This is a genomic window from Bdellovibrionota bacterium (assembly GCA_035292885.1).
Classification (GTDB): Bacteria; Bdellovibrionota_G; JALEGL01; order JALEGL01; family DATDPG01; genus DATDPG01.
On the sequence record DATDPG010000097.1, the window covers coordinates 1 to 17,158 of the forward strand.

The following is a 17,158-nucleotide window of genomic DNA, read 5'->3' on the forward strand; positions in this document are numbered from 1 at the left end:
CCCTCCCGCCGTGCCGCCCGGCGAACCGCCGATAAACATCAGTAGCATCAGAACCATGAGACTGGCGGGCTGCATGGCGGAGATGGGAACGGAGTGGAACCCCGCGGTTCGGGAAGTCACGGACGTGAATAATGCCGCCAACATGCGTTCGGGCGCGTCGAGGGAGAGAAAGGCTCCCGACGACTCCAAAGCACTGAAGGCGGCGGCCCCGAAAATGACGAGCAACACACTGGCCTTTAGGGCGACACGAGCGCCTAAAAGAAGACGGATCTCATGAACGATTCTCCATTTGACCCGCGTCCACTTTCCGAGAAGGGCCCAAAGTACGGGGAATCCGAGCCCGCCGGCGGAGACCAACAGCAGGATCACGGTTTGTACGGCGGCATCCCGCCTAAAACTCTCCAGGTTGTCCGGAAAAAGGGAAAACCCCGCGTTCGCGAAGGCGGAGATGGAATGAAAGATGGAAACAAAAATCGCGCTGTCTCCTCGTAATCGAGCATCGCCGGATAACAAAAAATAGAGGGCCGCCGCGCCGACGGTCTCCAAGACCAGCGTAACGATCGCTATGGTCCAAACGGTTCGGTGGAGATCGCGAAGGCTGTTGGCTCCCAGTACGGTGAGCAGGCGTTGCTCCGGAACCAAACTTCCCTCCTTGCTCAAAAAAAAGGCCATCGCCGCCACGGTCATGATTCCTATGGCGCCGAACTGGATCGCCGCGAGAATCACGACCTGTCCGAAGACCGAATACGTGGTCGAAATATCGGCGACGGTCAGTCCGGTGACACACACCGCACTTGTGGCCGTGAAGAGGGCGTTGACGAAGGAAACGTCCTCGATCCTCTGCAAGGAAACGGGAAGCATGAGAAGCATCGCGCCGATCGCGATGAGGAGCGCGAAGCTCCCCGACAAAACGGCCGCCGGGCGCCGCCAGATGGTTTTGAAAAAGAGGAAGGCGCGGGCGGTCAGCCGGCCGAGAAGCCAGGAAAGAGTCAGGGTAGCCAAGAATATGAGATCAAATGCATACGCGCCCGGCGTCTTTCCCAGTCCGATGATCGCCTCCTTTGACTGGAAATCACGCCCAAAGGCCCAGGCCCGTGCGAGAAAGAATAGAAACGCGATGGACAGGAGAGCGAGTCGGGTTATGCGCGTGTACCGGTCTCCCGTGACGTATTGCACGGGCGAGCGAAATTGCCGGAAGAGGGCATAGCCCATCAGCGCAAGCACGGGAAGCGCGGTGATCCAGGTGGGATGGATTAGGTCCGCAAGATACGCGGCTGCTCCTGCGGCGATGGCCCAGTATTTCTTCGGAAGGTCCCCGATCGGACGTTTCATGTGGGCAGCTGATCCAATTCCGGCGTATCAAAGTCGGGCGGAGGGAGGCGCAAAAGAAAGCTGGGCGCCAACGTAGTGACCAGCGCGTAAACGATCAGGGCCCCGTATAGGACCGGTGAAATCGAAAAACGTGTCCGAAGGATCTGAGCCAGAACAAGGGTAAACACCAGCGTCGGAACGATGGACATCGATACGCGCATTCCGTGAAGCATCGACTCCTTTAAGGCCAGTTTGCGGTGAAGGGCCACCCACAAAATCCTCGCCGGAATCAAGACGAAGAGAAACAGAATACCCAGACCCAGTGCACCGAGGCCGACATCCTCCTTTTGCAATTCCAGCCCGGCACCGAAGAAATAGAAGGGAATGAAAAACGAGGCGAACACCTCCACGGCGTGAAGCATCTGTTCGGATGCGACCGCCGGCAGGAACTCCCTGTACCGGCGGGCGGCCAGTCCCACCACAAACGCGCCCACGAGATAATAGACGCCCAGCTTTCGAGTGATGAACGCACAGAGAATGGCCATCATGAGCAGGAATGCGAATTCGGATTTGGGGGCGAAGGGCGCGATCCGCTGGGCAAAAAATCGAAATAGACTGGGAAGGGCAAAAACCATGGCCGCAAGTATCAAAAGTGAAGCCGAAAACTGGCCCCATGTCGTAGACTGCAAGGTCACAAATAAGACGATCAATGCCACCATTTCCGTGGCGATCGCCTTGCTTTTCACCCAGAAAGGTTCGTTCCCTTGAAGCCCCATCATCGGCAGGGAGTCAAGAATGAACCCCGTGGATGGAGTGAGGAGAGCGAGCGCCACGATGATCGCAGGCCGAAGATTCAGACCGAGGAACGCTTGACCCAGCGCTGTCAGAACAGCCACGCCGAGAAGGAACAGGATCAAGTGTTGAAGCACCACTTTGAAGCCCGTGCGCAGTTCCCCAAAATCCACTTCCAATCCGGCAAATAGAAATAGAGACACAATCCCCAGAAGGGACAGGAATCGAATGGTTGCGTCCATCTGAAACCATCCGAATCCCGCTCCAAAAATGCTCCCAAGGAGAAAGCATGTAACCGCCGTGGGAACACGAAAGCGCTGAAGAACTCTCGGGATGACAAACAGGCCGAATAAAACCGTCACATATAGGAGTTCGGGAGAAGAGGGGGATGAAGCGGACATGAACTCCCTATCTTACCGGCGACCCTTAAGATTTCTGCCTTGCGGAGACGAAGCTTTTCGAATGGCCCGCAGTTGAAGATTGGTCGTTCTCTTAACCCTTCCCTGGCTTTTACGGGTCGATTTTCGGGAAGGTTTTCCCGAGCGGGAATCCTCCAATCGTGCGCCCCCCTTCAACGCCGCCCGGTTAGAACGATTTCTTGCGGCGGTGGAGTCGCCTCCCGCCTTTCGATTTGTGGCGCTTACTCCGGGAAGGGAGGTGTCCACCGGAACATCACGCCTTGCCTTTCGGGGTTTCGGAGGTCGGGGTGGTTTGGATGTGCGCTCCGCGTTGAATCTGAACTGCTGTGCTCTTGTAGCCAACTCGTTACCTCCTACATTCTTCGATCACGGTTATTCGGGGTTTCATAGCACAAGAAACGTAAACAACCGACATTTCCAAAGTAGGTGCGGCGACGCTTCAAATGGCGCTCTCAGTGTGTAGGTAATTGAACCCTACATCTTGGTATAGACTCGGAATCTCCTGTGAATCGAGCCCTGTGGGACTCGAAGCCGGTGCGTCGATGACCATAATATTATTGTAACGTGGGGTTCTACTTGGCTAGCTATGGCGCTCCCCACTTGTAGCTAATTGAACCCTACATCTATGGTCGTTCGGAGCGACTACGACCCCAATTTTTTACTTTCCTTACTTCTTGGTAGGTAATTCTTCTTTAATACGACCTTCCGACCGCTTTCAACTTCGAGCTTTTTGCGAGCGTCACCCGCAATTTTTCCGCCCTTTTGAGCGGCCAGTCTATTTTCACCAAAGCCCTGTGCATCACGGTTTCGGGTAATTTCAGTCGTCGCAGCTTCTCCTAGCATAGAGAAAATCAGCTCCAAGTCCGTCATGTGATCCCTTAAGTTTTCGCGTTTGAGTCCTTTGTGTCCCTTGTATTCACTGGGAGTCATTCCAAAAGTAGCCTTGGAGATCTCCGCTGTTAGGATCGAAAATTCCCGGTCTTCCTTTACACCTCTTTTTTGCCATTCGTCAGTGAGCTCTTCACGGATGGCAATCCCACGCATTCTCTTTTCAATCCAATCATCCGGGTAGTCTTTGGCTTTGTAGAGCGCGCGAGTTCGTTTTGTAGCCAATTCAGGGTCTTCAATTTCCTGGACCCTTTCATAACCCACCCGCGCCAACCACCGTTTGAAAGGTTCGGCTTTGGGAGAGGGAATGGATTGGACGATGCGGAAAAGAGTCTCAGCGTTGGCCGTGTCGGTCTCGTATTTTTTCCCATCCGATGATTCCAATTTCAGTTGTACGATTTTTTCGTACAACTGGGAAAACCCTTCTTCTTCCAAGAGCTTACGCTTGAGATCTGACCAGTAGCGGCGGGGGTTATCGCTATCCGTTAATGCTCCGACAATATCGATAACGGAAAAGAACCATTCGTTGGCATGAAGACTCCGGCGAATGTTTTTTCCCTTGAAAACAACCAATTTATTCTCGTCCGCCATTTGAAAAGCTTGGGGATCTTACAACCCTCAATTGCATCAAGCGACTTTTTTGAAAACCTCCTAAAGGAATAATTTTCCAAGTGCGCTTCTTGGTATTTCCTTTTCGCTGGGGGATAAGAAGGTGCCCTTCAATGTCCCCCTGGATTGAAAACGAACCGCTCGGTTTGTTCTCGCCGAGCGCTGAGGTCAGTTGGCCGAGACAAGTGCCAAAAAGTCTAACGCGTTTTGGTTGTACGATCTTGAATGAAGAGGCTGTTACCTATGTGCAGTTCGCGTAACGTTCATCGTTAAATACACCTTCGACGCAGGTGTTCACTCCGCAATCAAATTCACTGATGCGGTAGTCTTTTCGGCACGACACTATGGTGTTGTCTTCGCAGAATTCACAGTATGAAATGGAATCGGGACACCTATCCTGGCAATTGGCATCTTCCAGCGACGCGAGTGCGCAGAAACCGTCGGAAACACAAAAACCGGCACCGCAGTCCTCTTCCTCAATGCGGTACCCACCAGTACAGGTAACAATAACGCTCGAATCACATACATGTGAGTAGGAGTTCGAATCACAAAGAGGATCGGGCGAGTCGGAAAAACTGCAGACAGCCGAACCACCCGTAACCTTACAGAATTTCTCTCCGCAATCTTCCTTTGACCAAATATTGTAATCATACCAGTCGTCGTTGGCGCTGACGCAAGAATACGCTGTTGAGCCTTCGCATTTTGCTTCTCCAAGGGAACACTCACTATCGGGACCAGACATGCAGGCGTTCATCGCCACCACGAAAGGTATCAATAAAAGAGCCGTCTTCTTACGTTCGACTATCATAATGGGTAATATAGCAAGCCTTGTACCAAGCAGATTCGAGCCCGGGAATATGTCAGGACGCCCAAACCTGACACGTACACCAGCCGTTATTGACACTTCTATGGTGATACGAAGGGAAAACCTGAACTCCCACGACAATGCTAGCATTTAAAGTTTCATCTTAGCACGTCTGCCATTCCACCACTTTTTCCATCAAAGGGCGCGATCGTTTAACAGCCTCTTTACGACATACATTGCACAAGGGTGTTACCGGGGGGGGGGGCCACGACCCTCAAAAAATATTTCCAAAGGATTCATGGCACCTTTCAGTGGGGAGTCGAACCTGTGTGGGGTCATGTAGAGGGGTTCTACTTAGCTACACTTGGCGGTCCCAACGGGAATCGAACCCGTGTTTGAGCCTTGAGAGGGCTCCGTCCTAACCCCTAGACGATGGGACCGTTAAGCTTCTTCAGAATATGAAGTGGCGGTTGAATCACACAGATCTTCTTATTGTCAACTCCGTTTGACGAGTTTCTTCGCGAGTGTTATGGACAACGTCCTGTGGCAGGATTTCGTGCCTTCATATCCTGTTCGCTCGTGGTTCTGAGCGTGGCCATCGCGAATACAGCAAATGCTCAAATAAACGTTTTTCCAATTTCTTCGACAAGTAACGAAGCAGTACAAAGAATCGGTATAGGAATTCTTACTCTATTTCAGAATATTGAAGCATCTGTCGGAGACATTACGTCAGATCTTACGGCTCATGTCGATCAGGGAGAGTGTCCTTGCGCGCTCGCCGTGAAATGGAAAGTACCGACCTCTGACATTGAGAATACGTCTCTCTTGATTACGCTGAACAGTGCCTCCTCCCGAATAGAAGAGCTTTCGGTTGTTTGCGACGGCACGCTTCCCGGGGAAGAGGTGTCGATCCATTACGCAGCGGGGGGACTTGATTCAGCGACAAAGTTGGTCCATGGCGAGCCGGTCATTTCATTGGACAACAAAGAGGTTGCGAAGCTTATCCAATCGCTCGTTTCCTGGTTCGCAAATAATGAAATCGAAACCGCTCGTTTTTCGTCCGAGTAAATCGTTTTAGAAACTTTACCGTGTTTCCTGCGGTTGACATCCCGGGCTGATTCCGCGAAAACAGTCGGCTGTTCCGGGCTCGTCTAATGGTAGGACAGCAGGCTCTGGACCTGCCTATCGAGGTTCGAATCCTTGGCCCGGAGCCAAATTAAAAAGGCCGGCTTTACCGGCCTTTTTAATTTGGCCTGGGGTCCGGTGAGGGCGTCGTCAACGCGAGGCAAGCCGCGGTGAAAGTGGAAACACGCTCGAATCAAACTGGGACGCCGGGTTTTCGAGGCATTGGGATGAAAGAGGAAGGCGTGGCCGAGTGTGAGCGTCATTCGAATCCTTGGCCCGGAGCCAGCCGAGCGGATTTGCCGGAGCAATCCCGCCAGGCTGGCGCCTTTTAAATGAGGTTCAGGAGTTACTTCGCGGCGCTTCTTTCGTTCATCGTCGCGATCATTTTTTCGGTTTTCTCGGCGTCCTGAATCATCAGGGCGGCCATTTCGCGCTCGAGCTTTGCCCGTTTCATCATGACCTCACCAGCCTTCGGATCGGCCGTCGACATATCGTGAGGAGCCGGCTTCATCTTTGCGCTTTTTTCCATGTCATTAATAATTCTCGACATTTGATTGGCTACCTTCCGATGATCGGCTGCGAGCTTTTTCAAATGGGAACCTTCGGCCTTGGCGTTTTTGTCCGTGCTTGTTGCCATCCAGTTGGCGTGCATTTCAAAACCATCGGCCACGGCCGTCATCAATTCCTCGAACTTCGTTGGAAGCGGAATCAAGGACTGGATCATTTCGCCGCAGTTCTCCATTTTCGTTGTGGTCATTGTTTTTGTCGCCGGCTGTTCTTCGGCCGAAGCAACACCAACCAATGCCAACACCAGAAATGTACTCGCTATAATTTTCATTCTTCAGCTCCTTTATGGAAAAGATTGTAAAAAGCGAAATTTGATATTTTAGACTTTTCCCGGCAAATAGCCAGCTGGCGCTGCAATAAGCGTTACCGCGACGCAGGAGTCAGGACGCTTTTTGCGTCCCCAGCACTCATTTTCTTCTGGAAAAACGTTCTAACTTCGGCCCAAATGGGGTGCGACCTTCGCTGGTCCTTTTGCCGCCAGGCATCATGGCTATTTCTAAGTTTTGAGACTTTCCTACGGGTGTGTTAGGAGCAGACACATGATTGATCATATCTGCATACGCGTCACGAACTACGGCAAGACGAAAGCATTCTACGAGAAAGCCCTGAAACCCTTGGGACTCAAGCTCAACGAAGAGTACGAGGGAACGATGGGGGGCTTCGGAGCGGACGGAAAATCCTTTTTGTGGGTCATCCAAGGGGAACCGTTGACCCGCGCGACTCATGTGGCGTTCACCAGCCGGGACCGCAAAGGCGTGGATCAATTCTATGCCGCGGCGATAGCGGCGGGAGGAAAAGACAACGGGAAGCCGGGCCCACGTCCTCAGTACAGCGAAAATTATTACGGAGCGTTCGTCTTGGATCCTGACGGCAATAATATCGAAGCGGTGTGCCATAAGGCGAAATAACGCGAGACCGGTCTCCTAGTGGCACGGAACGAAAAAAGGCGCGCGGCTAGGGTCCCGGTGTCGATGAACGTCGAAGGCTTTGCCGGGTCAAATACGCTCGGTTTTGGTTACGCCCAAAACATTTCGGAGTCCGGCCTTTCGGTCGACGCCCAGGCCCTGGAAGATAGGCGGCCGTTACCGGGCGTGGGTTCCAAAATCCGAATGCGATTCAAAATTCCGAATGCGGACGTGGTGGTCACCGCTCAGGGGAAAGTCGTGCGCGTCGATCTGGGAGCGACGTCACCTTTATTTGCTCTGGAATTTGTGGAAATGGAACCGGACTTTCGTGAAGCGATACGCCGATACGTTGAAGGCGTTTCCAAAATTCGGTGAACTGACATAGGTGACAATACATTTACGGTGAAAAAATTATCCACAGGTGTGGATAAATAATCATTCCTAAGCTGGATTCGATTCTTTCAGATTGAGAAGGTGAAAGCCTGACGTAAGTCACTGAATTTATACAACGGTTGGGAGTGATTAAAAAAGAGGCAATTTGTTCGACCCCTTGTTGGAATGGGGGTTGAGGTGAAAATGAGAGAGATCGCCCACCAGTTTTCCCCAGAACCTGTGGATAATCTCTCGAACGCTCGGTTCAACGTTTTCATGCCTACAACACCAGCGGGCAGACCACGTATTCACATTCACCGAAGGGCCGCTTTTTCATTTGATCGCTCTTTTTCATTTTCGTTCTCCCGTTCTCCCCTCGGTCTGACGTAAGAGCATCGACCGTGCCACGGAACGTGAACTCATTTTATCAAGCAATCTCAATGGCTTAAAAACAAAAGGCCGATTTGCTATCGGAAACGAGTCTTGAATTTGGTCCCTTTTAGAAACTGAACTGGTGTCGTTTCGGCCCTTGTTCTTTACTGACGAAGGCTTTTGGTTTACCAATCGCCGCTCGAAAATTCCTCATGGCGGCCATTCTCTACAACGGTTTCATTGTACTGGTGATCTGGATGGCCGCATGGTTTGCCGGATGGCGGCGTGATAACGGGCAATCCGTTCGCTTGATCATCAGTTTCTCGGCCGGGATATTTTTGGGAGTCTGTTTTCTCCATATGATTCCGGAATCGGCCCACCTTCTGGGAGACAAGGTCGGTCTCTTTGTCCTGGTCGGCTATCTGACGCTTTATCTTCTGGAGCGCTTCATCATGGTGCATCCGTGCGAAGAGGACGCCTGCGATTACCATCGGGTCGGTCTGGCGGCTTTCTTCGGACTTTCGTTGCATTCGTTGATCAACGGCCTGGCGCTCGGCTCGTCTCTGTTGATTCCGGGGCTCGGATTTGCCGTTTTCTTCGCCACGTTGGCTCACAAAGGACCGGAATCGTTTTCGTTGACCAGCCTTCTGATCCTCGGCCACCGGAGCAAGGCGCAGGTCTTAACGTATCTCGCCGTTTTTTCCGTTATGGTGCCGATCGGAACGGTCATCGCTCTGGTTGGATTGGAGCCGTTCGGCCAGAAGGTGATCGGCGCCGCGGTCGCGGTTTCCGCGGGGATTTTCCTTCAAATCGCGACGGGAGATCTTCTGCCGGAAATGCATCACAGCGGGGGGCATAGATTCGCCGGGCTCTTCCTCTTTTTGCTGGGCATCGGCCTCGCGATGGCCGGACATTGGATCGGCGGATAGGAGAAAGGAAGATGGGAAAGCTGTTTAGCTTGGATTTCGAGATCGTTCCGCCGGAAAAAGCGGTGGTTTCCGTTATGGATCGGAGTTTCCTGTACGGCGACAGCGTGTATGAAGTTGTCCGGACGTACCGCGGCTCGGTTCCGTTTCTTCTGGATCGCCACTTTCAACGACTTTGCCGGTCGGCCGAGCGGATTCGTTTAAAGGTCCCGTTTACGTTGGAAAAGCTTCGCGATCACATCAACCAATGCATCAGCAAGGCGTCGAATTCCGAGACGTATATCCGGATTGTCGTCAGCCGGGGCGAAGATATTCGGTTCGACTTGGCACCCGGCAACCATCTCCGGCCGCAACTGGTTCTCTTGGTGGACCAGATCAAAACCTTTCCAAAAAGCTTTTACGATCCGGGGATCCACGTCGCGTTGGTTTCCGTTCGACGAAATTTACGCGAGGCGCTCGATCCGAACATCAAGTCGGGAAACTACATGAACAACGTGCTGGCCCTCATGGAAGCCCGCGACCGTGGCGCGGACGATGCGGTGATGCTGAACGCCGATGGTTTTGTAACGGAAGGCACCACCAGCAACGTTTTTATCGTGCAGGGCGGGGTCGTGAAGACACCGAAAGCGGAAGCGGGGATTTTGGAAGGGATTTCGAGAGGTCTTCTCAAGGAAATCATGACCCAAGGCGGCATCCGGTTTGAAGAAGCGGACTTTAACGAAAAGGAATTCTTGGCGGCCGATGAAATTTTTCTCACCGGTACGGTGAAAGAATTAATGCCGGTCGCCCGAGTAAACGGCCAAGAGGTCGGGAAAGGCTCGCCAGGGCCGATGACCCATCGGCTCATGGAAGTCTGGCGAGAAGAAGTGGAACGTCGAACGCGCTAGTTTTTCGATTGATCCAACGTCCAATCAAACGTAGCGAAAGCGACCTGCGAGTATTTTTTGGGAATATGCTTGGCGTCCCCCTTGGGGAGCCGGCTTCGAATAAAAGTTAAGACGTCCGTATCCTTTGGGCCAAAATCATATTTGTACCAGTCGAAAATCGGTGAAAGCGTAACTTTCTTGGCGTCCTTTTCGATTCGGACATAGTTCGGATTTCGAATTGCCCGTTCCACCCCCTGGCTCAGATGGGTCTCGATCGTTTTAGCATCGTAGGGAACCGCAAGAAGGCGGGGGGAGCCCCGAACTCCCCACCAAAGAATGAAGTGTACGCGGGGGTCCTGAAACAACGGGCGAATGACGCCGCTCTCGAGGTCGATCAACGTGCGCGGAGCCCCCACGATTTCACAGGTCAAGCGATCGCGGAATCCTTGAATCTTCATGACGTCGTCGATCGGCAGGTGATCGCTGATCAATTTCATGACGCATACGTTGTGAGCGTTCACCCAAAACGCCAGTTGCTCGTTCTTTTCCGCGGCGCCCGGCTGGGCGTTTTTGAGCCACGCCATGGTTTCATCGAGCCACTTTTTTTCGGCGGAGCCGAATTTGTTCCATCGCACGCCATCCTCCGCAGCGATGGCGTGGAGCAGCTTGGCGTATGAAGCCGAACCGTCCTGCTCCAATGCTTGCGCGCTCAACGAGAATAGAGTCAGGAACACCGTACCAAAGGGAATAAGTCTCATAGGGGAGGATTGTAAGGACTCTTTCGTCATTTTTGATAGGATTTTCTCTCCGTGAGCCAAGGAAAGCCAAAAGCGGCGTTTTTGATTCTTGAAGGGCGAGATGCCGGGCGCGTCATTTCGGTGAAAAAGCTTCCGTTCACGATTGGGCGCCTTCTGGACAACGATTTGGTATTGGCCGATGAGCAGGTGTCGCGTCAGCACGCCAGGCTGGAGATGGAATCGGGGGGGCTGATTTTGGCCGATCTCCGTAGCCGGAACGGACTCTTCGTGAACGACCGCCGAATCGAACGGACGCTTTTGAGTGTAGGGGACCGCGTTCGAATCGGATCAACCGTCCTGGTTTTTCAGACCGACGCCAGCAAGGCTCGCGAGATTATGGCCGAATCGATTCCCGATTCTCCCGCTTTCGCTTTGGAAGAGGAGAATGAAATCAGCCATGAAGAGCCGACGTCGGTTCGGCACCTGTCCGGATTGGGAGCGATCGAGAGTCAGACTTTCCAAAAAGCGGCCTCACAGGCCGCAAAGCTGTTTTTCACCGCGCTCCCTCCTCAGGATGTCGCCTCCCAGCTGGTGGACATTTTGTTCCAGGCGTTTTCTCCGGATCGCGTGGAAGTGCTGTGGTCGGCCGGAGAACAACTGTCCATCGCTCGTTCGCGGAAGGAAGGAAAGCGATGTCCCTCGTTCCAAATGCCCGACGAGATGCTGAAAAAAGCGGGTCGCGGAGCGATTGCGGTGCGGGCCGCCGTTCCGAGTCCATTGAGGAAAAGTGCGGAGGAACGATCCGTGCTGCTTGCGCCGCTGATGGCGGACGGCGAAGTCAAAGGATGGCTTTACGGGGATCGTTCGCTCGAACAGACGCCGTTTGAGGGGAGAGATCTTGAAACCTTTCAGACCATGGCGTGGCTTGCGAGCGGCGTCATGGAACGAAGCACGGTCCTCAAAGAAAACCGGAAGCTCAAAGAATCGATCTCGCTGATGGAGAAGCATCTTTCACCCGAGGTCGTCCGAATGCTTTCGGCCAAAGGGATCAGCATCGACGAGAGCGCTCTCGCCGTGGACGAACGCGAAGTCACCGTGCTTTTTTCGGACATTCAGGGGTTTACGCCGCTTTCGGAACGCCTCAAACCGAACGAACTCGCGCAGTTGTTGAACGAATATTTTCAGCGGATGGTCGATGTCATTATGGTCCACCATGGGACGCTCAATAAATTTATCGGCGACGCCATCATGGCGCTTTTCGGTGCCCCTGAAAGTCACGGCAACGACGCCGCCAACGCGGTTCAAGCGGGATTTGCGATGATCGAAACGCTCAAGCGTTTCTGGGAAAAGATCGACGAGAGGAAGCGTTTTAACATCCGTGTGGGAATCAATACCGGCCGCGTTGTGGCCGGAAACATCGGATCGGAAAAGAAAATGGAGTACACCGTTTTAGGCGATGCGGTGAACGTCGCATCCCGATTGGAGGGGGTCTCCCCTCCGAACGTCGTGACGATCGGGTCACGCACGGCGGAACTGGTGGAAGGACTCTTTAGGCTCGAAAAGGTCTCCGGTGTGAAAGTTAAAGGGAAGTCCGGCGAGATGGAAGTGTTCCGCGTCCTGGGCCCCGCTACGCCATAGCCGCTAGGACCTTAATGATATCGCGAGCGGTGGAGGGACGCCCCGCTTTGTCTTTTGAAAGGCAGGACATCACCACGTCGGTAATCGCGCCGGGAACCCCCTCGGCCTGCGGCGCCAAGGGCGGGGGCGGCGTGTGAAGATGGGCGTACATGATGTCCCCTTTGAAAAAGGGCGGCGTTCCGGCGAGCATTTCGTAAAAGAGAACCCCCATCGAGTAAATGTCCGTTCGCTGATCGATGTCTTTGCCCAGGACCTGCTCGGGCGACATATACAGGGGGGTTCCGCGCAGCATCGTTTTATCGATCGACATTTCTTGAAGAACTTTGGCGAGGCCGAAATCCATCAGTTTTACGGATCGATTCGGCAACAGCAAAATGTTGGAAGGTTTGATGTCGCGATGAATGACCTTCTGCTCGTGGGCGTATCCGATCACGTCGCAGAGCGCCTTCGCGATATGGAGGAAGTTCGGGAGGTCGACTTTCTTCACCTGTTTTAAGACCTGCTGAAGCGTTTTTCCCTGGAGGAACTCCATGGCGATGAAGTAGCTGCCGTTCTCCTGGCCTACATCGTAAACGGTGACGATGTTGGGATGATTGAGCTTCGCGGCGGTCTGGGCCTCCTTGAGAAGGCTTTCCAACGCTTGAGGGTCGTCCTTTAACGTATGCGGTAAGGTTTTAAAGGCGACGATTCGATCGAGCATTTTGTCCTTCGCCTTGTAGACGATGCCCATCGCGCCTCTTCCGAGTTCTTCGATAATCTCGTAACGGGTCTCTCGCTGCGGCGTTTCGCCGGAAATGGTTTCAGAGGCAGTCGCCGAAGGTGCGCGCGATTTCCGGGCCTCGACCTTTTGCTTCAACTCGCCGACTTTCACGCTGACGTCCTTGTAGTGAAAATCGCGCTTTAAAAGCTCGTCGAAAACATCCAAAGCCGAAGAGTATTCACCCTTCCTCTCCAAGAGCATTCCGTACGCGTAGGAACTATCCAAATCGAACTCGACGGCGGTCGACTCTTTCGCTTCCGTAAACGTTTTCAGAGCCAGATCGTCCATTCCCTTTTCGACGAAGATTTGGCCGAGAAGAAGCCGCGTTCGCGGATAGTCCGTGTGATACGATGGAACTTTCTGGCAAAGCGCGATGGCTTCGTCCACGAGGCCTTGTTGTTGATAGAGCTGGGCCCCTTCGTAAAATCGTTCATCGCGTACCATCAGCTCAATGACCTTGTCCATCTCTCCGAGATCTCGATAGGTGGAAATCGCCTGCTCGTTCAGACCCCCTTTTTCGAACGCCATCGCCGCTTTTTTCATGTCCCCGGCGCGCATGAACAGGTCTCCGGCCAGGGAATAATTTCCGTCTTTTACATAGAGGAGCGCGGCCTTGGAGAAATCCTCGAGAGATTCGTAAATCTCTGCGGCTTCAACCCAACATTCGGCGTGGACGAACGCCTGCGCCGCTTCGATCTTCTGGCCTTTCTGCAAATAGACATGCGCGATCGCGGTTTGGGCCTTCTTCTTATCTCCCATCTTCTCGTAGATCTTGGCGAGGAGCGCGTGGTTGTTGCTGTTTTCCAGGTATTTCGCGGCCTTTGGAAATTCACCCGCTTGGTAACAATGGAGTCCGTAGAGATAGTTGGCCTTCTCCATGTTCCCCATGCCCGAATAAATTTCGGCCGCTTTGATGAACTCGCGCGCTTTCACCAGCTCCTCGGCCGCCGCTTCCAGATTACCCTCGGACATCATGGCCTGGGCGCGCACTTCCGTCGCCCGATCCGCCGCGCCGGCCTTCTCATACAAACGCGCGGCGTCTTCGCTCCTCCCCTGTTCCTCGAATTGCTGGGCGACTTCCGTGAGTTCCCTCCCCCCAATGGCCGCTTGTTCGGCCTCGTCCGCCGTCTGCAAATCGATGTTCACCACTTTGTCGTCCAGCGTATAGATGTCGACCGCCTGTTCGACGGTCCGTCCTCCGTGCGTAACGCGGATCTTGTGTTTGCCCTGCTTGAGATACACGAAGGCCCCCGTCGCTCCGCGCGAGAACTTTACTTCCGGATCTCCTTCCACCCGGATTTCCGCGCCGTTGATGTCTTCTTCCCCTTTACGAACGAAGACGGTGACGAACGCCTCTTCTTTTTCCAGTTGAAAGACGATTTCGTTGGTCCTGTCTTTTTCGATGAGGACCCGCTGCACCATGAAATAGTTGCCAATCGTGGATTTCGTCACTTTGGTGTCTTCGATCGTTCCGTAGAGATAGCAGTAATAGGAGCTGGCGGGGACCTTTTCGAACAGCGTGGTCCGTCCGACCATCTTTCGAACCCAGGTTCCTTTCTGCTGCAAAAGCTGTTTGTATTTTCTTTTGTTGTACCGGGCCTGGTCTTTTACGAGGATGACGCGCGAGTCGCGCTCCTTCTCCTGTTTCTTCGAAAGTTTCAGCGTGAGGAAACTTTCCAGCTTGGGATCGTAATTGATCACGACCCGCAGGTGACCCTTGCCGCGTACCCTCGATTGGTAGACGGTCACGTACAGAAGTGGCGTCAACAATAGGGCCAAGGCGGCGGCGCTGTACAAAACCGCCAAAATGTTGAATCGGAGAATCTCCGTTCGTGGATAGGCCACGCGCGGAAGCGCCGCTCGATTGGGAACGTTGTAGCGCATTCGGTCCGGCACCGAATAGAGGGAGACATCAATGGCCACCTCCGCCACCTGGTCTTGGGGAAACACGCCGGTGATTTCATATCCAATAATACCGTCCAGGGAGTTGGCGGCGGCGGCGTCGCGCGCCAAGCCGTCTACGGTAAAAACGTCCTTTTTCATGGTCCCCGCCGTGAAGCCTTTGAGGCGTTCCACGGGGACGACACGGTACTGTGCCAACATGGCGAACTCGAGATCGCGTCGGATTCGGCCTTCGTTCAGCGTGTAAAAGCGGAATAAATCGGCGATACGCCCGGCCAGGGACCTGTTTTCCTGAACCCGCACGACCGTGACTTGGTTGATCGTGGCATTTCCGGTGGCGACGGGCACCACTTTCGGAAACATCAGGCAGATCTGAAGCAGCTCTTTGGAGGTCATGCCGGCGAGAAGGGAAGTCCCCTCGCGGACGAAGACGTTATCCGTGGCGTCGATCGCATAGACTTTTTGAATCAGATCGAGCGCCTGGTCCCGTTTCCCCAGTTTGAGATAACATCGGGCCAGCGCTTCATACGCTTCTTGATAGTCGGGATTGAGCTCCGTGGCTCGGAGGTACTCCTCTTCGGCGTGCGCGTAATCTTCACCCGTAAAGAAGGCGTCGCCCAATTCCATATGCGCGCGGGCCTCCCGGGGGTGGGCTTGAGTGATTTTTTGAAGAAGCGTGATGGCGGACCCGACCCGGCGATCCAACATGTACGCTTGGGCCAAGCGGTACTGAATATCCGCGTCTCCCGGGCGGAGTCGAGCCGCGTTCTCAAGGTGCCTGATCGCTTCGGTGCGCTGTTCCCTTTCTTCGAGGAGCAAAATGCCGAGGTAGAGGTTGGCTTCGTAGTTCTCGGCGTTGAGGTTGTAAGCCTTGCGAAGTTTCTGAATCGCCTCGCCCGGCTGGCGGCTCAAGAAATAGGCGTATCCCAAACGGGAATAAATGCCGTCGTTCTCTGGCGCCAGAATGAGAGCTTTGGTCAAGGTCGTGATCGCCAATTCGAGTTCGCCGCTCGTAATAAAGAGTTCGGCTTCACGCTGCATGGCCTGAACCGACGGTGCCAACTGGCCGGCGCGTGCGTAGTACCGCTGGGCGCTCTGAAGTTTGGCCGCCCGTTGAGCCAGCTCTCCGGCGGTTTGATACGCTTCCGCCGCATCTTTCGTCTGGCGCCGGGCGGCGTAAAGGGAGCCCAACGACTCGTAGATTTCCGGTTCCGTCGCCCCGAGGTTTTTTGCCTGTTCATACGTGGCCAGCGCCTCGGCGCTATTACCCATCTCCTGATACGCGCGGGCCAAGCCGACGATCGCCGCCGCGTTCTTCGGATCGACCGTGGCCGCCTGTTTGTAGAACTGAACCGATTCGCCTGCTCTTCCCGTTTGCAGCAACAGGTCCGCTTTTCCCACCAATGCGGAAACCTCGGCAGGATTCTTCTTGAGAACTTCGTCAAAAAGGGCCATCGACTGGCTTGCGTCGCCCATAAAGGCGAGCGCCCGCCCTTTTTCGCTGGCGTTGGTCAGACGTTGGACCAGTGCGGGGGCCGACCGTTCAAGTTGAAACTGGGGCGCCCGAAACTGCCGGTCCAGCGCGCGCGCCTTGGCAAATCCTTCGATCGCCCCCAGAGAGTTCTTGTCACGAATGGCGGATTCAGCCTCGCCGAGTGCAACGACGGCTCCCATATCCTTGGTATGAACTTTGGTGATGGCCGCGCGCTGAACTTCTGTGATCGGAATTCGTAGAAGCTCCAACGCGGAGGCGAGCAATCGGTCCTGGACGACCTTGATTTCACCGTAGCTTCCGGCCACGTCGCGGCTTCCCAGGTTGTAGCCGGTTTGAACGTCGTAGGCTCGAAGGGTTACGGTGAAACGAGGCGAACCCTCGACAAAATAAGCGATGAGAACGACATCCGCCGCAATTCGAGATGCCAGGTTCGGAAGGTTGGACGCTGTTAATTGATTTTCGGGAATATCGAGCTCTTGAATCTCAAATTGACCGGTTTGACCGAGATCGCTTGTCAAGACCTGGCGAAGACCGCCCATGGCGAGAGGGTAACGAGCGTCGCCGCGAATCGGCGCGACCGCGACACGCAATGCCGCTTCCGCCGAAGAAACGGCAAAAAGTGAAAGGGCGCTCCAGCCCAGAACAAGCATCCATCTAGCGCTTTGCATG

13 protein-coding genes and 2 tRNA genes are annotated in these 17,158 nt (G+C 54.1%); 7 read left to right on the top strand and 8 right to left on the bottom strand.

The window, feature by feature from the left end; translation table 11 throughout:
* The 5 genes from VI895_07565 to VI895_07585 form a co-directional block, all read right to left on the bottom strand.
* Window positions 1–1,332: potassium transporter TrkG (locus VI895_07565; GenBank protein HLG19657.1), on the bottom strand; the 1,332-nt coding region annotated here is incomplete at its 3' end.
* Window positions 1,329–2,504, bottom strand: coding sequence for a cation:proton antiporter (locus tag VI895_07570; GenBank protein ID HLG19658.1), 1,176 nt, complete (start codon window positions 2,502–2,504; stop codon window positions 1,329–1,331). The genes VI895_07570 and VI895_07565, both read right to left, overlap by 4 nt.
* Before the next feature lie 660 nt (window positions 2,505–3,164).
* Window positions 3,165–4,001: a Bro-N domain-containing protein gene (locus VI895_07575; GenBank protein ID HLG19659.1), complete on the bottom strand. Its 837-nt coding sequence runs from the start codon at window positions 3,999–4,001 to the stop codon at window positions 3,165–3,167.
* A 259-nt stretch (window positions 4,002–4,260) separates the two neighbouring features.
* Window positions 4,261–4,827, bottom strand: coding sequence for a hypothetical protein (locus VI895_07580; protein HLG19660.1), 567 nt, complete (start codon window positions 4,825–4,827; stop codon window positions 4,261–4,263).
* Window positions 4,828–5,189: 362 nt separating this feature from the next.
* Window positions 5,190–5,264: transfer RNA gene (locus VI895_07585), tRNA-Glu, on the bottom strand.
* Between the two features lie 340 nt (window positions 5,265–5,604).
* On the opposite strand from VI895_07585, the gene VI895_07590 reads away from it, so the two are divergent.
* Both VI895_07590 and VI895_07595 read left to right on the top strand, forming a co-directional pair.
* Window positions 5,605–5,892 carry a hypothetical protein gene (locus tag VI895_07590; GenBank protein ID HLG19661.1) on the top strand — a complete coding sequence of 96 codons (288 nt, stop codon included), beginning with the start codon at window positions 5,605–5,607 and terminating at the stop codon, window positions 5,890–5,892.
* A gap of 72 nt (window positions 5,893–5,964) precedes the next feature.
* Window positions 5,965–6,038, top strand: a tRNA-Gln gene (locus tag VI895_07595).
* 257 nt (window positions 6,039–6,295) lie between these two features.
* On the opposite strand, the gene VI895_07600 is transcribed toward VI895_07595, so the two are convergent.
* On the bottom strand, window positions 6,296–6,787 hold the full coding sequence (locus VI895_07600) for a hypothetical protein (protein HLG19662.1): 492 nt from the start codon (window positions 6,785–6,787) through the stop codon (window positions 6,296–6,298).
* A 268-nt stretch (window positions 6,788–7,055) separates the two neighbouring features.
* Between VI895_07600 and VI895_07605 the strand changes: the two genes are divergently transcribed.
* From VI895_07605 to VI895_07620, 4 genes are all read left to right on the top strand, one after another.
* Window positions 7,056–7,424 (top strand): VOC family protein, encoded by a 369-nt coding sequence (locus VI895_07605; protein ID HLG19663.1) that lies wholly within the window; start codon window positions 7,056–7,058, stop codon window positions 7,422–7,424.
* An 18-nt stretch (window positions 7,425–7,442) separates the two neighbouring features.
* The gene (locus tag VI895_07610; protein ID HLG19664.1) at window positions 7,443–7,796 is read left to right on the top strand and encodes a PilZ domain-containing protein; all 354 of its coding nucleotides are present in this window, start codon (window positions 7,443–7,445) and stop codon (window positions 7,794–7,796) included.
* A 581-nt stretch (window positions 7,797–8,377) separates the two neighbouring features.
* Window positions 8,378–9,094: a ZIP family metal transporter gene (locus tag VI895_07615; GenBank protein HLG19665.1), complete on the top strand. Its 717-nt coding sequence runs from the start codon at window positions 8,378–8,380 to the stop codon at window positions 9,092–9,094.
* A gap of 11 nt (window positions 9,095–9,105) precedes the next feature.
* A complete protein-coding gene (locus VI895_07620) occupies window positions 9,106–9,978 on the top strand; it encodes an aminotransferase class IV (protein ID HLG19666.1) in 873 nt (290 codons plus the stop codon).
* Here VI895_07620 and VI895_07625 read toward each other — a convergent pair.
* Entirely contained in the window at window positions 9,975–10,715 is a 741-nt protein-coding gene (locus VI895_07625; protein ID HLG19667.1) for a DUF547 domain-containing protein, read from the bottom strand. The two genes, VI895_07620 and VI895_07625, sit on opposite strands and share 4 nt — an antisense overlap.
* A gap of 51 nt (window positions 10,716–10,766) precedes the next feature.
* On the opposite strand from VI895_07625, the gene VI895_07630 reads away from it, so the two are divergent.
* On the top strand, window positions 10,767–12,332 hold the full coding sequence (locus VI895_07630; GenBank protein HLG19668.1) for an adenylate/guanylate cyclase domain-containing protein: 1,566 nt from the start codon (window positions 10,767–10,769) through the stop codon (window positions 12,330–12,332).
* On the opposite strand, the gene VI895_07635 is transcribed toward VI895_07630, so the two are convergent.
* Window positions 12,322–17,157, bottom strand: a complete 4,836-nt coding sequence (locus tag VI895_07635; protein HLG19669.1) for a protein kinase — start codon at window positions 17,155–17,157, stop codon at window positions 12,322–12,324. The genes VI895_07630 and VI895_07635 overlap by 11 nt on opposite strands.
* Between the last annotated feature and the right edge of the window lies 1 nt (window position 17,158).